The following is an 18,274-nucleotide window of genomic DNA, read 5'->3' on the forward strand; positions in this document are numbered from 1 at the left end:
CGAGAAACAAGTCCAACAGCGGCCAAATACTCTTCCTGTGACCGGCGACTCAGGCATCCACCATTGCCATCGCCTCTTCGACATCCACCGCCACCAGGCGCGAACAACCGGGCTCGTGCATTGTGACCCCCATTAATTGCTCGGCCATTTCCATGGCGATCTTGTTGTGGGTGATATAGATAAACTGCACCGTCTGCGACATCTCCTTGACCAATCTTGCGTAGCGTCCAACGTTAGCGTCATCCAGGGGTGCGTCAACTTCATCGAGCATGCAGAACGGCGCCGGGTTCAACTTGAAGATCGCAAAAACCAGGGCCAATGCGGTCAGGGCTTTTTCGCCACCGGAGAGCAAATGGATGGTGCTGTTCTTCTTCCCGGGCGGCTGCGCCATGATTGTTACCCCTGTATCGAGTAAATCTTCGCCCGTCAGTTCCAAATAGGCGCGGCCTCCACCGAAAACTTTTGGGAAAAGCGCCTGTAAACCGCCGTTGATCTGATCAAAGGTATCTTTAAAACGGTTGCGGGTTTCCTTGTCGATCTTGCGAATCACGTTCTCGAGCGTATCGAGCGCTTCCACCAGATCGGCGTCCTGGGCATCCAGATAACGTTTGCGCTCCGATTGTTGCTGGTACTCGTCGATGGCCGCGAGGTTGATCGCACCCAGGCGCTGAATCCGTGCCGCGATGCGCTCGAGTTCTTCCTCGGCTTGCTGTTCGCTGGCCTCGGCAGTCAAGGTCGCGAGCACGCCGTGAAGATCGTAGCCGTCTTCCAGCAACTGGTCCTGCAAAGTCTTGCGGCGCACGGTCAGGGCTTGCCATTCCATGCGCTGGGTTTCGAGCTGGCTGCGAATCAACTGGGATTGCTGTTCGGCCTGGCTGCGACGCTTTTCGGCGTCGCGCAGTTCGCGGTCGGCATCCTCAAGGGCGATTTGCGCGGTCTTGAGTTCTTCGTCGACGGTCATGCGCTTGTCGAGCAACGCTTCGAGTTTCAGGCGCAGTTCTTCCAGCGGAGCCTCGCCCTCCTCCAGATTGAGGCTCAACTGCTCGCGCTTTTCGGTCAGGCGTTCGGACTGCATTTCCAGGCGTTCCAGCGCCTGACGCGTTGAATCATGCTGCGCCTTGAGCGAGCCCAAACGCACCGCCAATTGATGGGCGTGATCCTTGTGCTGGCGTGCCTCCTGACGCACCCGATCCAGGCGCTCACGCAAACTGTCGCGCTGGGCCAGCAGCAACTCGCGCTGCTCGGTGTCCAGCGCCATGCTGTCGAGGGCTTCCTGCAATTGCAGGCGCGCCTCGCCGATGTTTTCGTGTTCAAGGGTGCGTTGTTCGTCCAGCTCCACCAATTCGTCGTCGAGACGGGAACGACGCAGGGTCAGTTGCTCAGCCTTGGCTTTGCCGGCGGACAGTTGCGCCTTCAGCTCACCTTGCTGGCGGGCTTCGTCCTGCAGCAAACGGCGCAGATGTTCGCGGCCGTTTTCCTGCTGACGCTGCTGCGCCCGCAGGTTTTGTAATTGGCTTTCCAGGGATTCGACGGCGGCTTCGCGCTCTTCGCGCTCATGCCCCAGTTGCTGGATTTCCTGACCTCGGGCAAGCACACCGCTTTCAGCCTCACTGGCCCGACGTACCCGCAGGAAATGTCGACCGACCCAGTAGCCGTCGCGGCTGATCAAACTCTGGCCAGCGGTGAGTTGCCCACGCAAGGCCAGCGCCTGTTCAAGGTTATCGACTGGCTTGACCTGCCCCAACCATGGCGACAGGTCGATGGCTGCTTCGACCTTGTCCAGTAAACTGCCCGGCACCCGCACGCCATCGCTGGCCGGGCTGAGCAAACGCAGATCGCCCTGGGCAAACCCGGCCAGATCGAAACCGTTGAAGTCATCCACCAGCACCGCTTGCAGGTCGGCACCGAGCACGGTTTCCACTGCCATTTCCCAACCGGCTTCAACCTTCAGGCCTTCAGCCAGACGCGGGCGATCCGCCAGGTGTTGCTCGCGCAGCCATTCGGCGGTGCCGGTGCCCGGATCAAGTGCGGCTTGCTGCAAGGCTTCCAGCGATGCCAGTCGACCGTTGAGCCGCTGCAGATCACCTTGTGCCTGTTGTTGCGCGGTCAGGGTTTGCTGCAATTGTTGGCGCAGTTGCTCAAGCTTTTCGACCTGCGCCTCTTCACTGGTCTGCAAGTCTTCAAGCGTCGCTTCGGACTCGGCGAGCTGCTCGCTGAGTTCCATGATCGCCGCGTCTTCAGGGTCAGCCGAGAGCGAGGCACGTTCTTCGCCAAGACGCTTCTGGCGGTCGGCCAGGCGTTCCAGGCTGGTTTCCAGTTGCTGGATCCGCGATTGCTGCACTTCGGCCTGACGACGCGGCTCGGCGGCAGTCAGGTTGAAGGTGTCCCACTGTTCCTGCCAGCCGTGCATGGTGGTTTCGGATTCTTCCAGCGCGGCGGCGGCTTCTTCGGCGGCGGCGCTGGTGACTTCCTGCTCCGGGGTGAGCATGTCCAGCTCTTCGCCGAGGGTTAGCAACAGCGTGCGGTCGTGGCCCAGGTGCGATTCGGTTTCCAGGCGAGCACGCTCGGCTTCTTTGAGGTCGTCCTGCAATTGGCGCAAACGCTGCTGGCCGTGCTGGATGCTCTGCTCGACCCGGGCGATGTCGCCGCCGACCGAATAGAAGCGCCCCTGCACCAGATTGAAGCGTTCCGACAGGTCATGGTGCCCGTCACGCAGGCGCTCGATGCTCGCGTCGGCGTTGCGTTGCTCGGCCACCAACGCCTCGAAAGACACCTCCTGGTTGCCGATGATCGCTTCACGCTGGCCGACCTGATCGTTCAGCGCCTGCCAGCGCAGGGCCGACAGCTGGGCCTTGAGCTGGCGTTCCTCGCCCTTGTATTCCTGATACTTCTTGGCGGCCTCGGCCTGGCGATGCAGGCGTTCGAGCTGACGCGTCAGCTCTTCGCGCAAGTCGGTCAGGCGCTCGAGGTTTTCGTGGGTGCGGCGGATGCGGTTTTCGGTCTCGCGCCGGCGTTCCTTGTACTTCGAAATCCCCGCGGCTTCTTCGATAAAGTTGCGCAGGTCTTCAGGCTTGGACTCGATCAGCTTGGAGATCATCCCCTGCTCGATGATCGAGTAGCTGCGCGGGCCGAGACCGGTACCGAGAAAAATATCGGTGATGTCGCGACGCCGGCATTTGGTGCCGTTGAGGTAATAAGTGGTCTGGCTGTCGCGGGTCACTTTGCGGCGAATGGATATTTCCGCGTAGGCGGCGTATTCGCCGAGCAGCGTGCCGTCGGAGTTATCGAACACCAGCTCGATGCTCGCCTGGCTCACCGGCTTGCGACTGGTCGAGCCATTGAAGATGACGTCAGTCATCGACTCGCCACGGAGGTTCTTCGCCGAACTTTCGCCCATCACCCAGCGTACGGCGTCGATGATGTTCGACTTGCCGCAGCCATTGGGCCCGACCACCGCCGCCATGTTACTGGGGAAGTTCACCGTGGTCGGATCGACGAAGGACTTGAACCCCGCCAGCTTGATGCACTTGAGCCGCACGCTCAGGCGTCCGTCAGCGCAGAAATCACCAGATCGCAACTGCGCTGGGCGTAAGCTGTCAGCACTTCGCGAATCTGCCCGAAGTCACGGGCAACCACGGCTGCGAGCAGGCGTTCGAACAATTCCAGGTACTCGCTCATCGACGCCTTGCGCTGGTCCAGGGCAAGGAAATAGGCGCGGCTCATGGCCGGTTGCAGGTTCTCGACGGTTTCCTGCAGGTACGGGTTGTTCGCAAACCCATACGTGGCACGCATCACGTTGAAGCTGTCGTCGACGAAGGTATGAATGTCCTGGCGCTCGAAGCTGGCGGTCAGGCGCTGCTGGATCTGCAAGAACGGCGCCAGGTCAGCCTGGACTTTCCAGCCATTGGCCACGGCGTTGGCCAGCAGGATGTACATCTCGCTCATCAGCGCGCACAGGCTCTGCACCTTGTGCGCGGTGAGTTCGGTGACGTGGGCACCACGTCGCGGAAGGATCGCGATCAGGTGCCGACGCTCGAGGATCAGCAACGCCTCGCGGACCGAACCACGGCTGACATTGAGGGCCAGCGTGACCTTCTGTTCCTGGATGCGCTCCCCGGGCTTCATTTCGCCGCGAATGATGCGTTCGGCGAGGTGGTGAGCGATTTGCTCGGCGAGGCTGTCCGGCGCCTTGAACGTCATGGTTGTCCTTCAAACTCTTCGATCTGTACAAGCGGCGCAGTGTAGCGCAACTAACGGGTCATGGCGGAGTGCCCGCCCGGTGGTTTTGGCACGATTCAAGCAAAAAAGCAGGCAGTCGATCCAGCGACAATAATTAAGGAACACGTGGTTGACCGAGAAAATGTTATTTCCTGACCTTTAAGTCAGAAAATCATTGACCGAAAAGTCAGACCTGCTAAATTCGGTTCCATCGGTTAACAACAATAATGAGTCTGCGAGGCCTTCCGTGATCCAGTTTTTACTAAACCAGGAACTCCGTAGCGAGCACGCCCTGGACCCGAACCTGACCGTGCTCAATTACTTGCGCGACCATGTGGGCAAACCCGGCACCAAAGAAGGCTGCGCCAGCGGTGACTGCGGCGCCTGCACCGTGGTGGTCGGCGAGTTGCAGACGGATGACGATGGCCGCGAGCATATTCGCTATCGCAGCCTCAATTCGTGCCTGACGTTCGTGTCGTCCCTGCACGGCAAGCAACTGATCAGCGTCGAAGACCTCAAGCACAAAGGCGAACTGCACAGCGTGCAGAAAGCCATGGTCGAGTGCCACGGCTCGCAATGCGGCTTCTGCACCCCCGGTTTCGTGATGTCGCTGTTTGCCCTGCAAAAGAACAGCGATGCACCGGATCATGCCAAGGCCCACGAAGCGCTGGCCGGCAACCTCTGCCGCTGCACCGGCTACCGGCCGATCCTGGAAGCGGCCGAGCAGTCCTGCTGTGGCAAACAACCGGACCAGTTTGACGCCCGCGAAACCGAGACCATCGCCCGCCTCAAAGCCATCGCCCCGACCGACATCGGCGAGCTCAACAGTGGCGACAAACGCTGCCTGGTGCCGCTGACCGTCGCCGACCTCGCCGACCTCTACGACGCTTACCCGCAAGCCCGCCTGCTGGCCGGCGGTACCGACCTGGCGCTGGAAGTCACCCAGTTCCACCGCACCCTGCCGGTGATGATCTACGTCGGCAACGTCGCCGAAATGAAACGCATCGAGCGCTTTGAAGACCGGCTGGAAATCGGTGCCGCCACTTCCCTCTCCGATTGCTACGAAGCGCTGAACGCCGAGTACCCGGACTTTGGCGAATTGCTGCACCGCTTCGCCTCCTTGCAGATCCGCAACCAGGGCACCCTGGGCGGCAACATCGGCAACGCATCGCCGATTGGCGACTCGCCGCCCCTGCTGATCGCCCTCGGCGCGCAAATCGTGCTGTGCAAAGGCGAAACCCGCCGCACCCTGGCGCTGGAAGACTACTTCATCGATTACCGCGTCACGGCCCGCCAGGAAAGCGAGTTCATCGAGAAGATCATCGTGCCGCGTGCCAGCGTCGAAAAACTGTTCCGCGCCTACAAGGTGTCCAAGCGTCTGGACGATGACATTTCCGCGGTGTGCGCCGCGTTCAACATTCGCCTGGAGAATGGCGTCGTCGCTGAAGCCCGCGTCGCCTTCGGCGGCATGGCCGCGATCCCGAAACGCGCCACCGCCTGCGAAGCCGCATTGCTCGGTTCGCCGTTCAACAACGCCACCGTCGAACGCGCCTGCACTGCCCTGGCCGAAGACTTCACGCCGCTCTCGGATTTCCGCGCCAGCAAGGAATATCGCCTGCTCAGTGCGCAGAACCTGCTGCGCAAATACTTCATCGAACTGCAAACACCGCACATCGAGACTCGGGTGACCGCTTATGTCTAATCATCACGCCGTAGAGAAGACCCAAGCCGAACTGGCTGAACTGTTCGCCAAGGACCTGACCACCGGTGTCGGTCGTAGCGTCAAGCACGACAGCGCCGCCAAGCATGTGGCCGGTGAAGCGCAGTACATCGACGACCGCCTGGAATTCCCCAACCAGTTGCACGTTTATGCGCGCATGTCGGACCGTGCCCACGCCCGGATCATCAGCATCGACACTGCGCCGTGCTACGCCTTTGAAGGCGTGCGCATCGCCATCACCCACGAAGACGTGCCGGGCCTGAAAGACATCGGCCCGCTGATGCCTGGCGACCCATTGCTGGCCATCGACACCGTGCAATTCGTCGGTCAACCAGTGGTTGCCGTTGCCGCGCGGGATCTGGAAACCGCCCGTAAAGCCGCGATGGCCGCGATCATCGAATACGAAGAACTCGAGCCGGTGCTGGACGTGGTAGAAGCCTTGCGCAAGCGCCACTTCGTACTCGACAGCCACACCCACAAACGCGGCGATTCGGCCACGGCGCTGGCCACCGCCGAACATCGCATCCAGGGCACGCTGCACATCGGCGGCCAGGAACACTTCTACCTCGAAACCCAGATCTCTTCGGTGATGCCGACCGAAGACGGCGGCATGATCGTTTACTGCTCCACACAGAACCCCACCGAAGTGCAGAAGCTGGTGGCCGAAGTGCTGGACGTGTCGATGAACAAGATCGTTGTCGACATGCGCCGCATGGGCGGTGGTTTCGGTGGCAAGGAAACCCAGGCGGCCAGCCCGGCGTGCCTGTGCGCAGTGATCGCACACCTCACCGGCCAGCCGACCAAGATGCGCTTGCCGCGCGTCGAAGACATGCTGATGACCGGCAAGCGTCACCCGTTCTACGTCGAATACGACGTCGGCTTCGACAGCACCGGCCGCCTGCACGGCATTAACCTGGAGCTGGCCGGCAACTGCGGTTGCTCGCCTGACCTGTCGGCGTCGATCGTCGACCGTGCGATGTTCCACTCGGACAACTCGTACTACCTGGGCGACGCGACCATCAACGGTCACCGCTGCAAGACCAACACCGCGTCGAACACTGCCTACCGTGGTTTCGGCGGCCCGCAAGGCATGGTCGCCATCGAAGAAGTGATGGACGCCATCTCTCGCCACCTGGCCCTCGATCCACTTTCGGTGCGCAAGGCCAACTACTACGGCAAGACCGAGCGCAACGTCACCCACTACTACCAGACCGTCGAGCACAACATGCTCGAAGAGATGACCGCCGAACTGGAAGAAAGCAGCCAGTACGCCGAGCGCCGCGAAGCGATCCGTCGCTACAACGCCAACAGCCCGATCCTGAAAAAAGGCCTGGCGCTGACCCCGGTGAAATTCGGTATCTCGTTCACCGCCAGCTTCCTCAACCAGGCCGGCGCCCTGGTGCACGTCTACACCGACGGCAGCATCCACCTGAACCATGGCGGCACGGAAATGGGCCAGGGCTTGAACACCAAGGTTGCGCAGGTCGTGGCCGAGGTGTTCCAGGTGGAAATGGACCGCGTGCAGATCACTGCGACCAACACCGACAAGGTGCCAAACACCTCGCCGACCGCCGCCTCCAGCGGTGCCGACCTGAACGGCAAGGCCGCGCAGAACGCCGCCGAAACCATCAAGCAACGCCTGGTGGAATTCGCCGCTCGCCAGTACAAGGTCAGCGAGGAAGACGTGGAATTCCACAACGGCCACGTGCGGGTTCGCGATCACATCCTGACGTTTGAAGGGCTGATCCAGCAGGCGTATTTCAACCAGGTATCGCTGTCGAGCACTGGCTTCTACAAGACCCCGAAAATCTATTACGACCGCAGCCAGGCCCGTGGCCGTCCGTTCTACTACTTCGCCTTCGGTGCGGCGTGCTGCGAAGTGCTGGTCGACACCCTGACCGGCGAATACAAGATGCTGCGCACCGACATCCTCCACGACGTCGGCGCCTCGCTGAACCCAGCCATCGACATCGGTCAGGTCGAGGGCGGATTCATCCAGGGCATGGGCTGGCTGACCATGGAAGAGCTGGTGTGGAACAACAAGGGCAAGCTGATGACCAATGGCCCGGCCAGCTACAAGATCCCGGCCGTGGCCGACATGCCGCTGGACCTGCGGGTGAAGCTGGTGGAAAACCGCAAGAACCCGGAAGACACGGTGTTCCATTCCAAGGCCGTGGGCGAGCCGCCGTTCATGCTTGGCATCGCTTCGTGGTGTGCGATCAAGGACGCCGTGGCAAGCCTGGGCGACTACAAGCATCAACCGAAGATCGACGCACCGGCGACCCCGGAGCGGGTGTTGTGGGGCTGTGAGCAAATGCGCCAGTTGAAGGCGGCGAAAGCGGTCGAGGCCGAGACCGAGTTGGCTTCGCTCTAAGGACCGAGGTGACTGGATCGCCAGCAAGCCGGCTCCTACAGACAGGCGGTGCGTCGCGATTTTGCTACCGACACGACACCTGTAGGAGCCGGCTTGCTGGCGAAGACGGCCGAACAGACAACGACGATGTCGAGGTGAACATGTACAACTGGATCGACGCCCTCGCCGACCTGCAAAACCGCGGTGAACCCTGCGTGTTGGTGACCATCATCGAAGAGCTCGGCTCGACGCCGCGCAATGCAGGTTCGAAAATGGTCATCAGCGCCAGGCAGACCTTCGACACCATCGGTGGCGGGCACCTGGAATACAAGGCCATGCAGATCGCCCGCGACATGCTCGCCAGCGGCAAGCAGTACACCCACCTGGAGCGCTTCAGCCTTGGCGCCAGCCTCGGCCAGTGCTGCGGTGGCGCGACCGTTTTGCTGTTCGAACCGATGGGCCAGGTGCAGGCGCAAATCGCCGTGTTCGGTGCCGGCCACGTTGGCCGCGCCCTGGTGCCGCTGCTCGCCAGCCTGCCGTGCCGGGTGCGCTGGATCGACTCGCGTGAAGATGAATTCCCCGAGCAGATTCCCCACGGCGTGCGCAAGATCGTCAGCGAAGAACCGGTGGACGAAATCGATGACCTGCCCGCCGGCAGCTATTGCATCGTCATGACCCACAACCACCAGCTCGACCTCGAACTCACCGCTGCCATCCTCAAGCGCAATGACTTCGCCTACTTCGGCCTGATCGGCTCGAAGACCAAACGGGTGAAATTCGAACATCGCCTGCGTGATCGCGGTTTCGACAGCAGCGTGGTGCAACGCATGCGCTGCCCGATGGGCATCGGCGAAGTCAAAGGCAAGCTGCCTGTGGAAATCGCCATCTCCATCGCCGGCGAAATCATCGCCACTTACAACGCCAACTTCGGCCAGCAAACGTCCAGCGCCGAACCGATTGCCAAACTGCTGCCGGTGTCACGCCGCAGCCACGCTGCCAAACAAGCAGCCTCGAACTGACAAGCCAGATATAGAGAACCCAAATGCCTCTGACTCGCAAAGCTTACCGCGCCGCCATCCTGCACAGCATTGCCGACCCCGCTGAAGTGGGCATCGAAGCCTCGTACGAATATTTTGAAGACGGCTTGCTGGTGGTCGATAACGGCCAGATCAGCGCCCTGGGCCACGCCAGCGAGTTGCTGCCGACCTTGCCGGCGGACATCGACATCACCCACTACCAGGATGCGCTGATCACCCCGGGCTTCATCGACACCCACATCCACCTGCCGCAAACCGGCATGGTCGGTGCCTACGGTGAGCAACTGCTCGACTGGCTCAACACCTACACCTTCCCGTGCGAAAGCCAGTTTGCCGACAAGGCCCACGCCGACGAAGTCGCGGACATTTTCATCAAGGAACTGCTGCGCAACGGCACTACCACCGCCCTGGTGTTCGGCAGCGTGCACCCGCAATCGGTGAACTCGTTCTTCGAAGCGGCCCAGGAGCTGGACCTGCGGATGATCGCCGGCAAGGTGATGATGGACCGCAACGCCCCGGACTACCTGACCGACACCGCCGAATCCAGCTACCTGGAAAGCAAGGCGCTGATCGAGCGCTGGCACGGCAAGGGCCGTCTGCACTACGCCGTCACCCCGCGCTTCGCCCCGACCAGCACCCCGGAACAGTTGACCCTGGCCGGCCAGTTGCTGACCGAGTACCCGGATCTGTACATGCAGACCCACATCAGCGAAAACCTCAAGGAAATCGAGTGGGTCAAGGAACTGTTCCCGGAGCGCAAGGGCTACCTGGACGTCTACGACCACTACCAGTTGCTCGGCGAGCGCTCGGTGTTCGCCCACGGCGTGCACCTGTGCGATGACGAGTGCGCGCGCCTGGCGCAAACCGGTTCGGCCATCTCATTCTGCCCGACCTCGAACTTCTTCCTCGGCAGCGGCCTGTTCAACCTGCCGATGGCCGAGAAACACAAACTCAATGTCGGCATCGGTACCGATGTCGGTGGCGGCACCAGTTTCTCGCTGCTGCAAACCCTCAACGAAGCCTACAAAGTCATGCAACTGCAAGGTGCGCGCCTGAGCCCGTTCAAGTCGCTGTACCTGGCCACCCTCGGCGGCGCCCGCGCCCTGCGCCTGGAAGACAAGATCGGCAACCTGCAACCGGGTAGCGACGCCGACTTCCTGGTGCTGGACTACAACGCCACGCCGCTGCTGAGCTACCGCTTGAAGCAGGCCAATAACATTGCCGAAACGTTGTTTGTGTTGATGACCCTGGGCGATGACCGCACCGTGCAGCAGACCTACGCGGCGGGCAACCTGGTTCACCAACGCTAAGTACCCCCAGGCATGAAAAATCCCCCGGCGCTTTTTGGCCCCGGGGGATTTTTTATTGCCGGTTGCAGAAGTCATCACGGGTTTTTGCCTTCGACGCAAAACCCTGTTCGATCACTTGCTGTTGGTCAACATGCTGTAACTGGTCATCAAGTTACGGTAGTCCGGAATATGGTTGGAGAACAGCGTGCCCAAGCCTTCGATGTCGTTGCGCCAATCACGGTGCAGCTCACACGCCAGGCCAAACCAGGTCATCAATTGCGCGCCCTGGGCGGTCATGCGGCTCCACGCCGACTCACGGGTCAGTTCGTTGAAGGTACCGGACGCGTCGGTGACCACGAACACTTCAAAGCCTTCGGCCAGGGCCGAAAGGGCCGGGAACGCCACGCACACTTCGGTGACTACGCCGGCGATGATCAGCTGTTTCTTGCCGGTGGCTTTGATCGCCTTGACGAAATCCTCGTTGTCCCAGGCGTTGATCTGCCCTGGGCGGGCGACGTACGGGGCATCGGGGAACAATGCCTTCAGCTCCGGTACCAGTGGGCCATTGGGGCCGGTTTCGAAACTGGTGGTGAGGATGGTCGGCAGCTTGAAGTACTTGGCCAGGTCGGCCAGTGCCAGCACGTTGTTCTTGAATCGATCCGGATCGATGTCGCGCACCAGTGACAGCAGGCCGGTCTGATGATCCACCAGCAGAACGGCGGCGTTGTCCTTGTCGAGACGCTTGTAGGAAGTGGTCATTGCAGTAGTCCTCGCAGGGTATCGGAGCCGACAGGAAGTCGGCGGGGGTTCAACGGTTAGCGCTGGGAGTCCAACACCTGGTGTTCGTTCGCCACTTGCTGGGCCTTGAGGTAACTCTCGATCAGCAATTGATAATGCGGCATGGCCTGGGCGTAGACCGCGGCCCACTGCTCGGCGTCCGGACGGTTCCACGAGCCTTGCAGTTCGGAGAGCGTGGCCATGATGTCGATCGGCACCACCCCGGCCTGGGCCAGGCGGGCAACGGTCAAGTCAGTGGCAAGTTTCGAGTGGTTGCCGGAGGCATCGACCACCGCAAACACCTTGTAGCCTTCATGCACGGCAGCGATGGACGGGAACGCCAGGCACACGCTGGTCAAGGTGCCGGCGATTACCAGGGTTTTCTTGCCGGTGGCTTTGACCGCTGCGTGAAACTCAGGGTTGTCCCAGGCGTTGATTTCGCCTTTGCGCGCCACGTATTGCGCATGGGGTGCAGCCTCGTGGATTTCCGGGATCAACGGCCCGTTCGGCCCCTGGGGAACAGAGGCGGTGGTGATTACCGGCATTTTCAGCAGGGTCGCGGCCTTGGCCAGGGCAATGGCGTTGGCGCGCAGTTGTGGTACATCCATGTCCTTGACGATCTGGAACAGTCCGCTCTGGTGATCGATCAACAGCATGGCGCTGTCGTTGGGGTCGATGGTCGGTTTCTGGCCGTTGAAGTTGGCCACGTTGACGGTATTCATGAGCGTTCCTCTTTGTTTTGGGCAATAGCCATCCCTGGCCTGAAAACCGGCCTACTCGTCCTGTGTAGAGTCGGGGTTGTAGATGCGCTACGGTTTAACCGTGCATCCGGCCGAAGCGGCCGGACTGGAAATCGGCGAATGCCTGGTGGATTTCCTGCTCGGTGTTCATCACGAACGGGCCGTGGCCAACGATGGGTTCGTCAATCGGCTCGCCGCTGAGCAACAGCACTACGGCGTCTTTGTCGGCTTCAAGGGTCAAACGCTCGCCCTTGCGGTCGAACAGCGCCAGTTGCCCTTCGCGCACCGATTCCAGGTCATTGACCCGAACCGTGCCGCGCAAAACCACCAGCGCGGTGTTGCGCCCTTCATGCAGATCCAGGGTGAGCAACTTGCCGGCATTCAAGCGAATGTCCCACACGTCGACCGGGGTGAACGTGCGTGCCGGGCCTTGGTGCCCCTGGAACTCACCGGCGATCAGGCGCAGGCTGCCGGCCTTGTCCTTCAAGGCGATGCTCGGGATGTCGCTGTCGAGAATCGTCTGGTAGCCGGGGTCGGCCATTTTGTCCCTGGCCGGCAGGTTGACCCACAGCTGCACCATCTCCAGGGTGCCGCCGCTCTTGGCGAACCCTTCGGAGTGAAACTCCTCGTGTAGGATCCCCGAGGCAGCGGTCATCCACTGCACATCGCCGGGACCGATCTTGCCGCCACTACCGGTGGAGTCGCGGTGCTCCAGTTCGCCCTTGTAAACGATAGTCACGGTTTCGAAGCCGCGGTGCGGATGCTGACCAACGCCACGTCGCTCGGTGGTCGGGCTGAATTGCGCGGGGCCGGCGTGATCCAGCAACAGGAACGGGCTGATGTGTTTGCCCAGGTTGTCGTAGGAAAACAGCGTGCGAACCGGAAAACCGTCGCCGACCCAGTGGGTCCGTGGACTGGTGTAGATACCGATGATGTTTTTCATGGTGTCTCCTGATGAGGTGGGTGAAGCGATGGACAAAGCTTAAAACCGTGCCCTTTGCTGCGCTAGACTGCAAAAATCAGCTTTAGCGTTCTATTTGGAGAACGATGGTGGAAGACCTCAACACCCTCTACTACTTCACCCAAGTGGTGGAACATCACGGTTTCGCCGCCGCCGGGCGTGCCCTGGACATGCCCAAGTCCAAGCTCAGCCGCCGCATCGCCGAGCTTGAAGAACGCCTGGGTGTGCGTTTGCTGCACCGCACCAGCCGGCATTGCTCCTTGACCGAAATCGGCCAGGCCTACTACCAGCGGTGCCTGGCCATGCGCGTGGAAGCAGAAAGTGCCGCCGAGCTGATCGAGCGCAACCGCTCCGAACCTCAGGGCCTGGTGCGCGTCAGTTGCCCGACGGCGCTGCTCAATTCCTGGGTCGGGCCGATGCTGACCCGTTACCTGCTCAAGTACCCGTTGGTGGAAGTGTTCATCGAGAGCACCAACCGTCGGGTCGACCTGATTCACGAAGGCTTCGACATTGCCCTGCGGGTGCGTTTTCCGCCGCTGGAAAACACCGACATGGTGATGAAGGTGCTGGGCAACAGCACCCAGACCGTGGTCGGCAGCCCGGCCTTTTTATCGCGCCTGTCGACACCCGCCTCCCCGGTCGACCTCAGCGGCATGCCAAGCCTGCACTGGGGCGCGGCGCAGCGCGAATACCAGTGGGAACTGTTCGGGGCCGATGGCAGCACCGCGATGATCCGGCATGCACCGCGCATGGTCACCGATGACTTGTTGGCCTTGCGCCATGCCGCCGTCGCCGGGATCGGCATCGTGCACCTGCCCAGTGTGGTAGTGCGCGATGAAATCGCCGCCGGACAACTGGTGGAACTGGTGCCGGGCTGGGCGCCGAGAAGCGGCGTGATTCATGCCATTTTCCCGTCACGCCGGGGATTGCTGCCGTCAGTGCGCACGCTGATCGACTTTCTTGGGGAAGAATTTAGCCGTAGTGATATTGCCTGAAGGCTGAGACGCGGTAATCGGGCGTTGGACCGCGTTGTGGCCTTCGCTGGCAAGCCAGCGCCTACAGGGATTTTGGGCACGGCGCGGATCATTGTAGGCGCTGGCTTGCCAGCGAAGGCGCCCGCTCAGACACCCCTCCCCATACGGCCAGCGATTCATGATTTTTGGGCGGTGTCGATGACCCGGTACGCGCAGGGCTAACCTGCAAAGCAACCTGAAGGCCTGCAAATTATCCTTGAGCGAGGTGGACATGGCCTTGATCGCCACCCTGGATCGCGGCTATCGGTTGATCAGCCCAAGGGCATCACGCCTCACTGGGACTGAGCCTCAATCCTGTGGCAGGCTCTGGTCCAGACGGGTCATGGCCTGCTGCAATTGGTCGACGGCGTCGTTGACCCCTGTCGCGTGTCCATCGCGTAGCGCTTGCTCCAGCTGCTCACAACACTCGACCAGCGCCTGCGCCTGCACCATCAGCGCTCCGCCCTTGATCCGGTGTGCCAATGCCTGCAGGTCGGGGCGATTACCGCTGGTATGCAAGGCCAGCAAATGCACACGGTCCTCGCGGTTGCTCAGCGCCAGATCGTGCAGCAATTGATCGATCAACTCGGCATCGGTGTCGGCAAAACGCTCCAGCCCGCTCAAGTCGAATTCGGCGCGATCGCGCTCATCGGTCGACGCTGAGGGCTCGTTGGCAAACCATTGCGCCAGCCACGCCTGCAAGTCCTCCAGACGAATCGGCTTGAACAGGCAATCGTCCATGCCGGCCGCCTGACAGCGGACTTTTTCCTCGACCTGGGCATTGGCGGTAAATCCCAGAATCCGCGTCGACGGCAGGCCCAGCCGCCGTTCGTGCTCACGGATCGCGCCCGCCAGTTCATACCCGCTGAGCACCGGCATGTTGCAGTCGGTAATGACCAGATCGACGTCCTGCCCGCGCCACTGCTCAAGCCCCTGCGCCCCGTCATCCGCCAGCACTACGCAATGACCCAGGTAGCTCAACTGCCGCGAGAGCAGCAAGCGATTGGCCGGGTAGTCATCGACCACCAGAATCGTCAATGCGCGGCTCGCGTGCTGCACCGGTTGCGCAGGCAACACTTCGGCAGCCAACGGCGCCAGCAGCGGCAGCACCAGGCCGATGTCTACCTGCGTGCCGCGTCCAGGCTCACTGTCGAGTCGCAACCGGCCGCCCATCATTTCGCACAGGGTGCGACTGATCACCAGGCCCAGGCCGGAACCCTGGCGGGTCGACTGCGGGTTGTTGCCCGCCTGTACGAACGGACTGAACAAGCGCTGCTGGTCGAATGCGCTGATACCAATGCCGCTGTCCTCGATCAGCACACTAACCGCCAGGTGCGTCGACGCTTGTGGCCGAACGCGTAGCGTCAGGCTCACCTGGCCTTCGCGGGTGAACTTGATCGCGTTGCTCAACAGATTGGACAGCACCTGTTTGAAACGCGTCGGATCGAGCATTACATCGCAGTCACTGTGTTCGTCGAGTTCGACTCGCCACTGCAGGTTCTTCTGCACCGCCAGGCCCTGGAAAACCCGACACACCGACGTCACCAGCGCATGCAGGTTGACCCGCTCCGGCGCCAACGACAAGTGCCCGGACTCGATCCGCGCGATGTCCAGAATGTCGCCGATCAAGTCCAGCAACTGCTGCCCGGCGTTGGAGGCCACCTCGATGGCGGCGCGGTCGGTCACGCCTTCATCGGCGCGTTTCAAGGCCAGCTCGAGCATACCGATCAACGCATTCATCGGTGTGCGGATTTCATGGCTCATGGTCGCCAGGAACGTGGTCTTGGCGCGGTTGGCGTCATCTGCCGCGTCCTTGGCTTCCTGTAATTGCCCAAGCAGTTGCTGGCGCTGGCGAATCTGCCGCCGCTGCCAGACGATCCCGGCCAGGGCGAGCAACAGCAGGCTACCTGCGACGGCGAACGCCTGGAGAATGGCCTGTCGGTGGCGCAGCCAGTAACTCTGCTCGACCATTGAGTCATAGCGCCAGGGCTGGGTCAGCTCGTCAATTTCTTCGGGCGGAATGCTCAACAGCGCCTTGTCCAGAATCGAATGCAGTTCGACCGCATCGCGACTGGTTGCCAGGGTGCTTCGCGCAGGGTCGGTGCCCACGGTGCTGGTCACTTGCAGCAGATCGCGGTACTGCCGGGCAATCAGCCAGCGGGCGCTGATCAGCGAGTTAATGCCGCCCTCAGCCTTGCCTTGGACGACCATGTCCATGGCGTCTGTCGACAGCGGCGCATCCACCTGTTGGATCAGCGGGTAATGCTGGCGAATGAAATCGCCGGCGATGTTGCCCTGGGTCAGTGCCAGGGTCTTGCCCGCCATGTCCTCCAGCGTCCTAGGGCCTTCGGGTGCCACGCGGGTCACCAGCACCGACGGGCTACTCAGAAACGCCCGGGTGAACAGCAATTGGTTTTCACGCTGGGCACTGAGACCGATGCCGGCCACTACATCGATCTGGCCGCTGTTGATGCCGCTGATCATGTCGGCCACCGACTTCATGCCACGGATGTCGAATTGCAGCCCGGTGCGCGCGGTGATTTTCGCCAGCACATCGACGCCGATCCCGCGAAACTGACCTTCGCTGTCGATAAAGGAAATCGGCGGGATGTTTTCGTTGATCGCGACTGTCACGCGTGGATGGCGCTCAAGCCAGTACCGTTCTGCCACACTCAATTGCAAAGACCGGGTGCCGGGGATGGACACGCCGTTGGCCCCCCAACGGCGCAGGATGTTCATCTGTTCATTAGTGGTAATGGCGGCCAGCGCCTTGTTGACGATGCGCAGCAGTTGCCGGTTGTCGCGGGCCATCGCAAAGGCAAAACGCCCGGATTCCATGGGCGAGAAATCCGTCAGTTGCACGTTGTTCAGGTAGTTCTTGCTGATCAGGTAATGGGCATTGATCGCATCGCCCAGATAGACATCGGCCTGACCGAATGCCACGGCACCGATCGCCGCCAGTGTCGAGGGGAACAGCTGCACCTGCGCCTTGGAGTAAAACTGCTGCACGCTGTATTCGGGCAGGTAGTGGTAGAGCATCACCAGCCGCTTGCCGGCCAGGGTCGTGTCGAGCACTGGCGCAAAATCGCTGCGAGTGACCAGTACCGGTTGGTCCACCGCATAGGCGCTGGACAGTTGTAGCTGCGGATCTTCGGCTTCAAAACGGTTGGCGGTGCCCAGCAAGTCGGCCCGCCCATCCTTGATCGCCTGCACCGCGTCGGCCCGCGACGGATAACGTCGCACGTCGATGACCACCTTCAGCAATTGTTCAAGCAGCCCGGCGTAGTCTGCCGTCAGGCCTTCGAAGACCTTGCCGGCGGTATTGAACTCGAACGGCGGATAATCCGGCGCCGACACCGCGAGCACCAACCGGCCCTTTTGCTGCAGCCAGCGCGTGTCGGTGTCGGTCAACCTGACGCTCAGGCCTTCGCCACTGGAGCGCCCCAGCAGGGTCAACGACTGCTGCGCACAGACAGTCGACGCCCACAGCAACAGGCCAAGCAGGATAAAGACGCACAGCCGTCGCAAGGCATCCATTCAGATCAGATGATTGCGCAAGGCGAAATCCCGCAGATGCACAGACGAACTCACATTGAGCTTGAGCGTGAGCCGGGTCTTGTAGGTGCTGACGGTCTTGTAGCTCAGGTGCATGATGTTGGCGATTTCCAGGTTTTTCGAACCGCGAGCCAGGTATTGCAAAATGGTCAGCTCACGGTTGGAGAGCTTGTCGATCAACTCCTTTTCGCTGCGCTGCAGCGCGCCCATTGCCACCGAACTCGAAGGCAACTGGGTGAAATAGGTATAGCCGGCCATCACGCAATTCACTGCGGCCTTCAAGTCCTCCAGGTCCTTGCTCTTCGAGACGTACGCGGCGGCCCCGGCACGCATGCAACGCTCCTGGTAGAACTGGGCTTCCAGCGAGGTGAATACCACCACCCGGCACGTCGTGTCTTCAGCCTTGATGCGCTCCATTACATCCAGCCCCGCCACGCCGGGCAAGCCCAGGTCGAGCAGGACAACATTCGGCCGATGGACACGGATCAACGCCACGACTTCATCACCACGGGAAGCCTCGTAGAGCCGCTTGAACCCTTCGCCCCTGAGAACGAGTTTGATCATGGAGCGAACCACCGGATGATCTTCCACAATCAGTGCTGACTTCATGA

At 61.4% G+C, this 18,274-nt stretch carries 12 protein-coding genes and 1 pseudogene; 6 read left to right on the plus strand and 7 right to left on the minus strand.

The window, feature by feature from the left end:
- Positions 1–49: 49 nt before the first annotated feature.
- Both smc and J1D76_RS05205 read right to left on the minus strand, forming a co-directional pair.
- On the minus strand, positions 50–3,538 hold the full coding sequence (gene smc, locus J1D76_RS05200; RefSeq protein ID WP_421137331.1) for a chromosome segregation protein SMC: 3,489 nt from the start codon (positions 3,536–3,538) through the stop codon (positions 50–52).
- A gap of 2 nt (positions 3,539–3,540) precedes the next feature.
- Positions 3,541–4,200 (minus strand): GntR family transcriptional regulator, encoded by a 660-nt coding sequence (locus J1D76_RS05205; protein ID WP_421137332.1) that lies wholly within the window; start codon positions 4,198–4,200, stop codon positions 3,541–3,543.
- Positions 4,201–4,465: 265 nt separating this feature from the next.
- Between J1D76_RS05205 and xdhA the strand changes: the two genes are divergently transcribed.
- The 4 genes from xdhA (at position 4,466) to guaD (ending at position 10,638) form a co-directional block, all read left to right on the plus strand.
- Positions 4,466–5,920 (plus strand): xanthine dehydrogenase small subunit, encoded by a 1,455-nt coding sequence (xdhA, locus tag J1D76_RS05210; RefSeq protein ID WP_421137333.1) that lies wholly within the window; start codon positions 4,466–4,468, stop codon positions 5,918–5,920.
- Complete coding sequence (xdhB, locus tag J1D76_RS05215; RefSeq protein ID WP_421137334.1) at positions 5,913–8,312, plus strand: xanthine dehydrogenase molybdopterin binding subunit; 2,400 nt, start codon at positions 5,913–5,915, stop codon at positions 8,310–8,312. Before xdhA ends, xdhB begins: the two co-directional genes overlap by 8 nt.
- Positions 8,313–8,452: 140 nt before the next feature.
- Entirely contained in the window at positions 8,453–9,310 is an 858-nt protein-coding gene (gene xdhC, locus J1D76_RS05220) for a xanthine dehydrogenase accessory protein XdhC (protein WP_421137335.1), read from the plus strand.
- Positions 9,311–9,333: 23 nt separating this feature from the next.
- Positions 9,334–10,638 (plus strand): guanine deaminase, encoded by a 1,305-nt coding sequence (guaD, locus tag J1D76_RS05225; RefSeq protein WP_421137336.1) that lies wholly within the window; start codon positions 9,334–9,336, stop codon positions 10,636–10,638.
- 111 nt (positions 10,639–10,749) lie between these two features.
- On the opposite strand, the gene ycaC is transcribed toward guaD, so the two are convergent.
- From ycaC to J1D76_RS05240, 3 genes are all read right to left on the minus strand, one after another.
- The gene (gene ycaC, locus J1D76_RS05230; protein WP_421137337.1) at positions 10,750–11,376 is read right to left on the minus strand and encodes an isochorismate family cysteine hydrolase YcaC; all 627 of its coding nucleotides are present in this window, start codon (positions 11,374–11,376) and stop codon (positions 10,750–10,752) included.
- Positions 11,377–11,432: 56 nt separating this feature from the next.
- On the minus strand, positions 11,433–12,116 hold the full coding sequence (locus J1D76_RS05235; protein WP_421137338.1) for an isochorismatase family protein: 684 nt from the start codon (positions 12,114–12,116) through the stop codon (positions 11,433–11,435).
- A gap of 94 nt (positions 12,117–12,210) precedes the next feature.
- Positions 12,211–13,077 (minus strand): pirin family protein, encoded by an 867-nt coding sequence (locus J1D76_RS05240; protein WP_421137339.1) that lies wholly within the window; start codon positions 13,075–13,077, stop codon positions 12,211–12,213.
- A gap of 104 nt (positions 13,078–13,181) precedes the next feature.
- Here J1D76_RS05240 and J1D76_RS05245 point away from each other — a divergent pair, with 104 nt between their 5' ends.
- Together J1D76_RS05245 and dkgB are read left to right on the plus strand one after the other, a co-directional pair.
- Entirely contained in the window at positions 13,182–14,090 is a 909-nt protein-coding gene (locus J1D76_RS05245) for a LysR substrate-binding domain-containing protein (protein ID WP_421137340.1), read from the plus strand.
- Positions 14,091–14,277: 187 nt separating this feature from the next.
- Positions 14,278–14,414: pseudogene (gene dkgB / locus J1D76_RS05250) on the plus strand (2,5-didehydrogluconate reductase DkgB); the annotation flags it as partial.
- Positions 14,415–14,417: 3 nt separating this feature from the next.
- Here the strand turns inward: dkgB and J1D76_RS05255 are convergent.
- Together J1D76_RS05255 and J1D76_RS05260 are read right to left on the minus strand one after the other, a co-directional pair.
- Positions 14,418–17,645 carry a transporter substrate-binding domain-containing protein gene (locus J1D76_RS05255; protein WP_421137341.1) on the minus strand — a complete coding sequence of 1,076 codons (3,228 nt, stop codon included), beginning with the start codon at positions 17,643–17,645 and terminating at the stop codon, positions 14,418–14,420.
- Positions 17,646–18,272, minus strand: coding sequence for a response regulator (locus J1D76_RS05260; protein WP_421137342.1), 627 nt, complete (start codon positions 18,270–18,272; stop codon positions 17,646–17,648).
- Positions 18,273–18,274: the final 2 nt, after the last annotated feature.

It is taken from the genome of Pseudomonas sp. NFX15 (genome assembly GCF_049132105.1).
Classification (GTDB): domain Bacteria; phylum Pseudomonadota; class Gammaproteobacteria; order Pseudomonadales; family Pseudomonadaceae; genus Aquipseudomonas.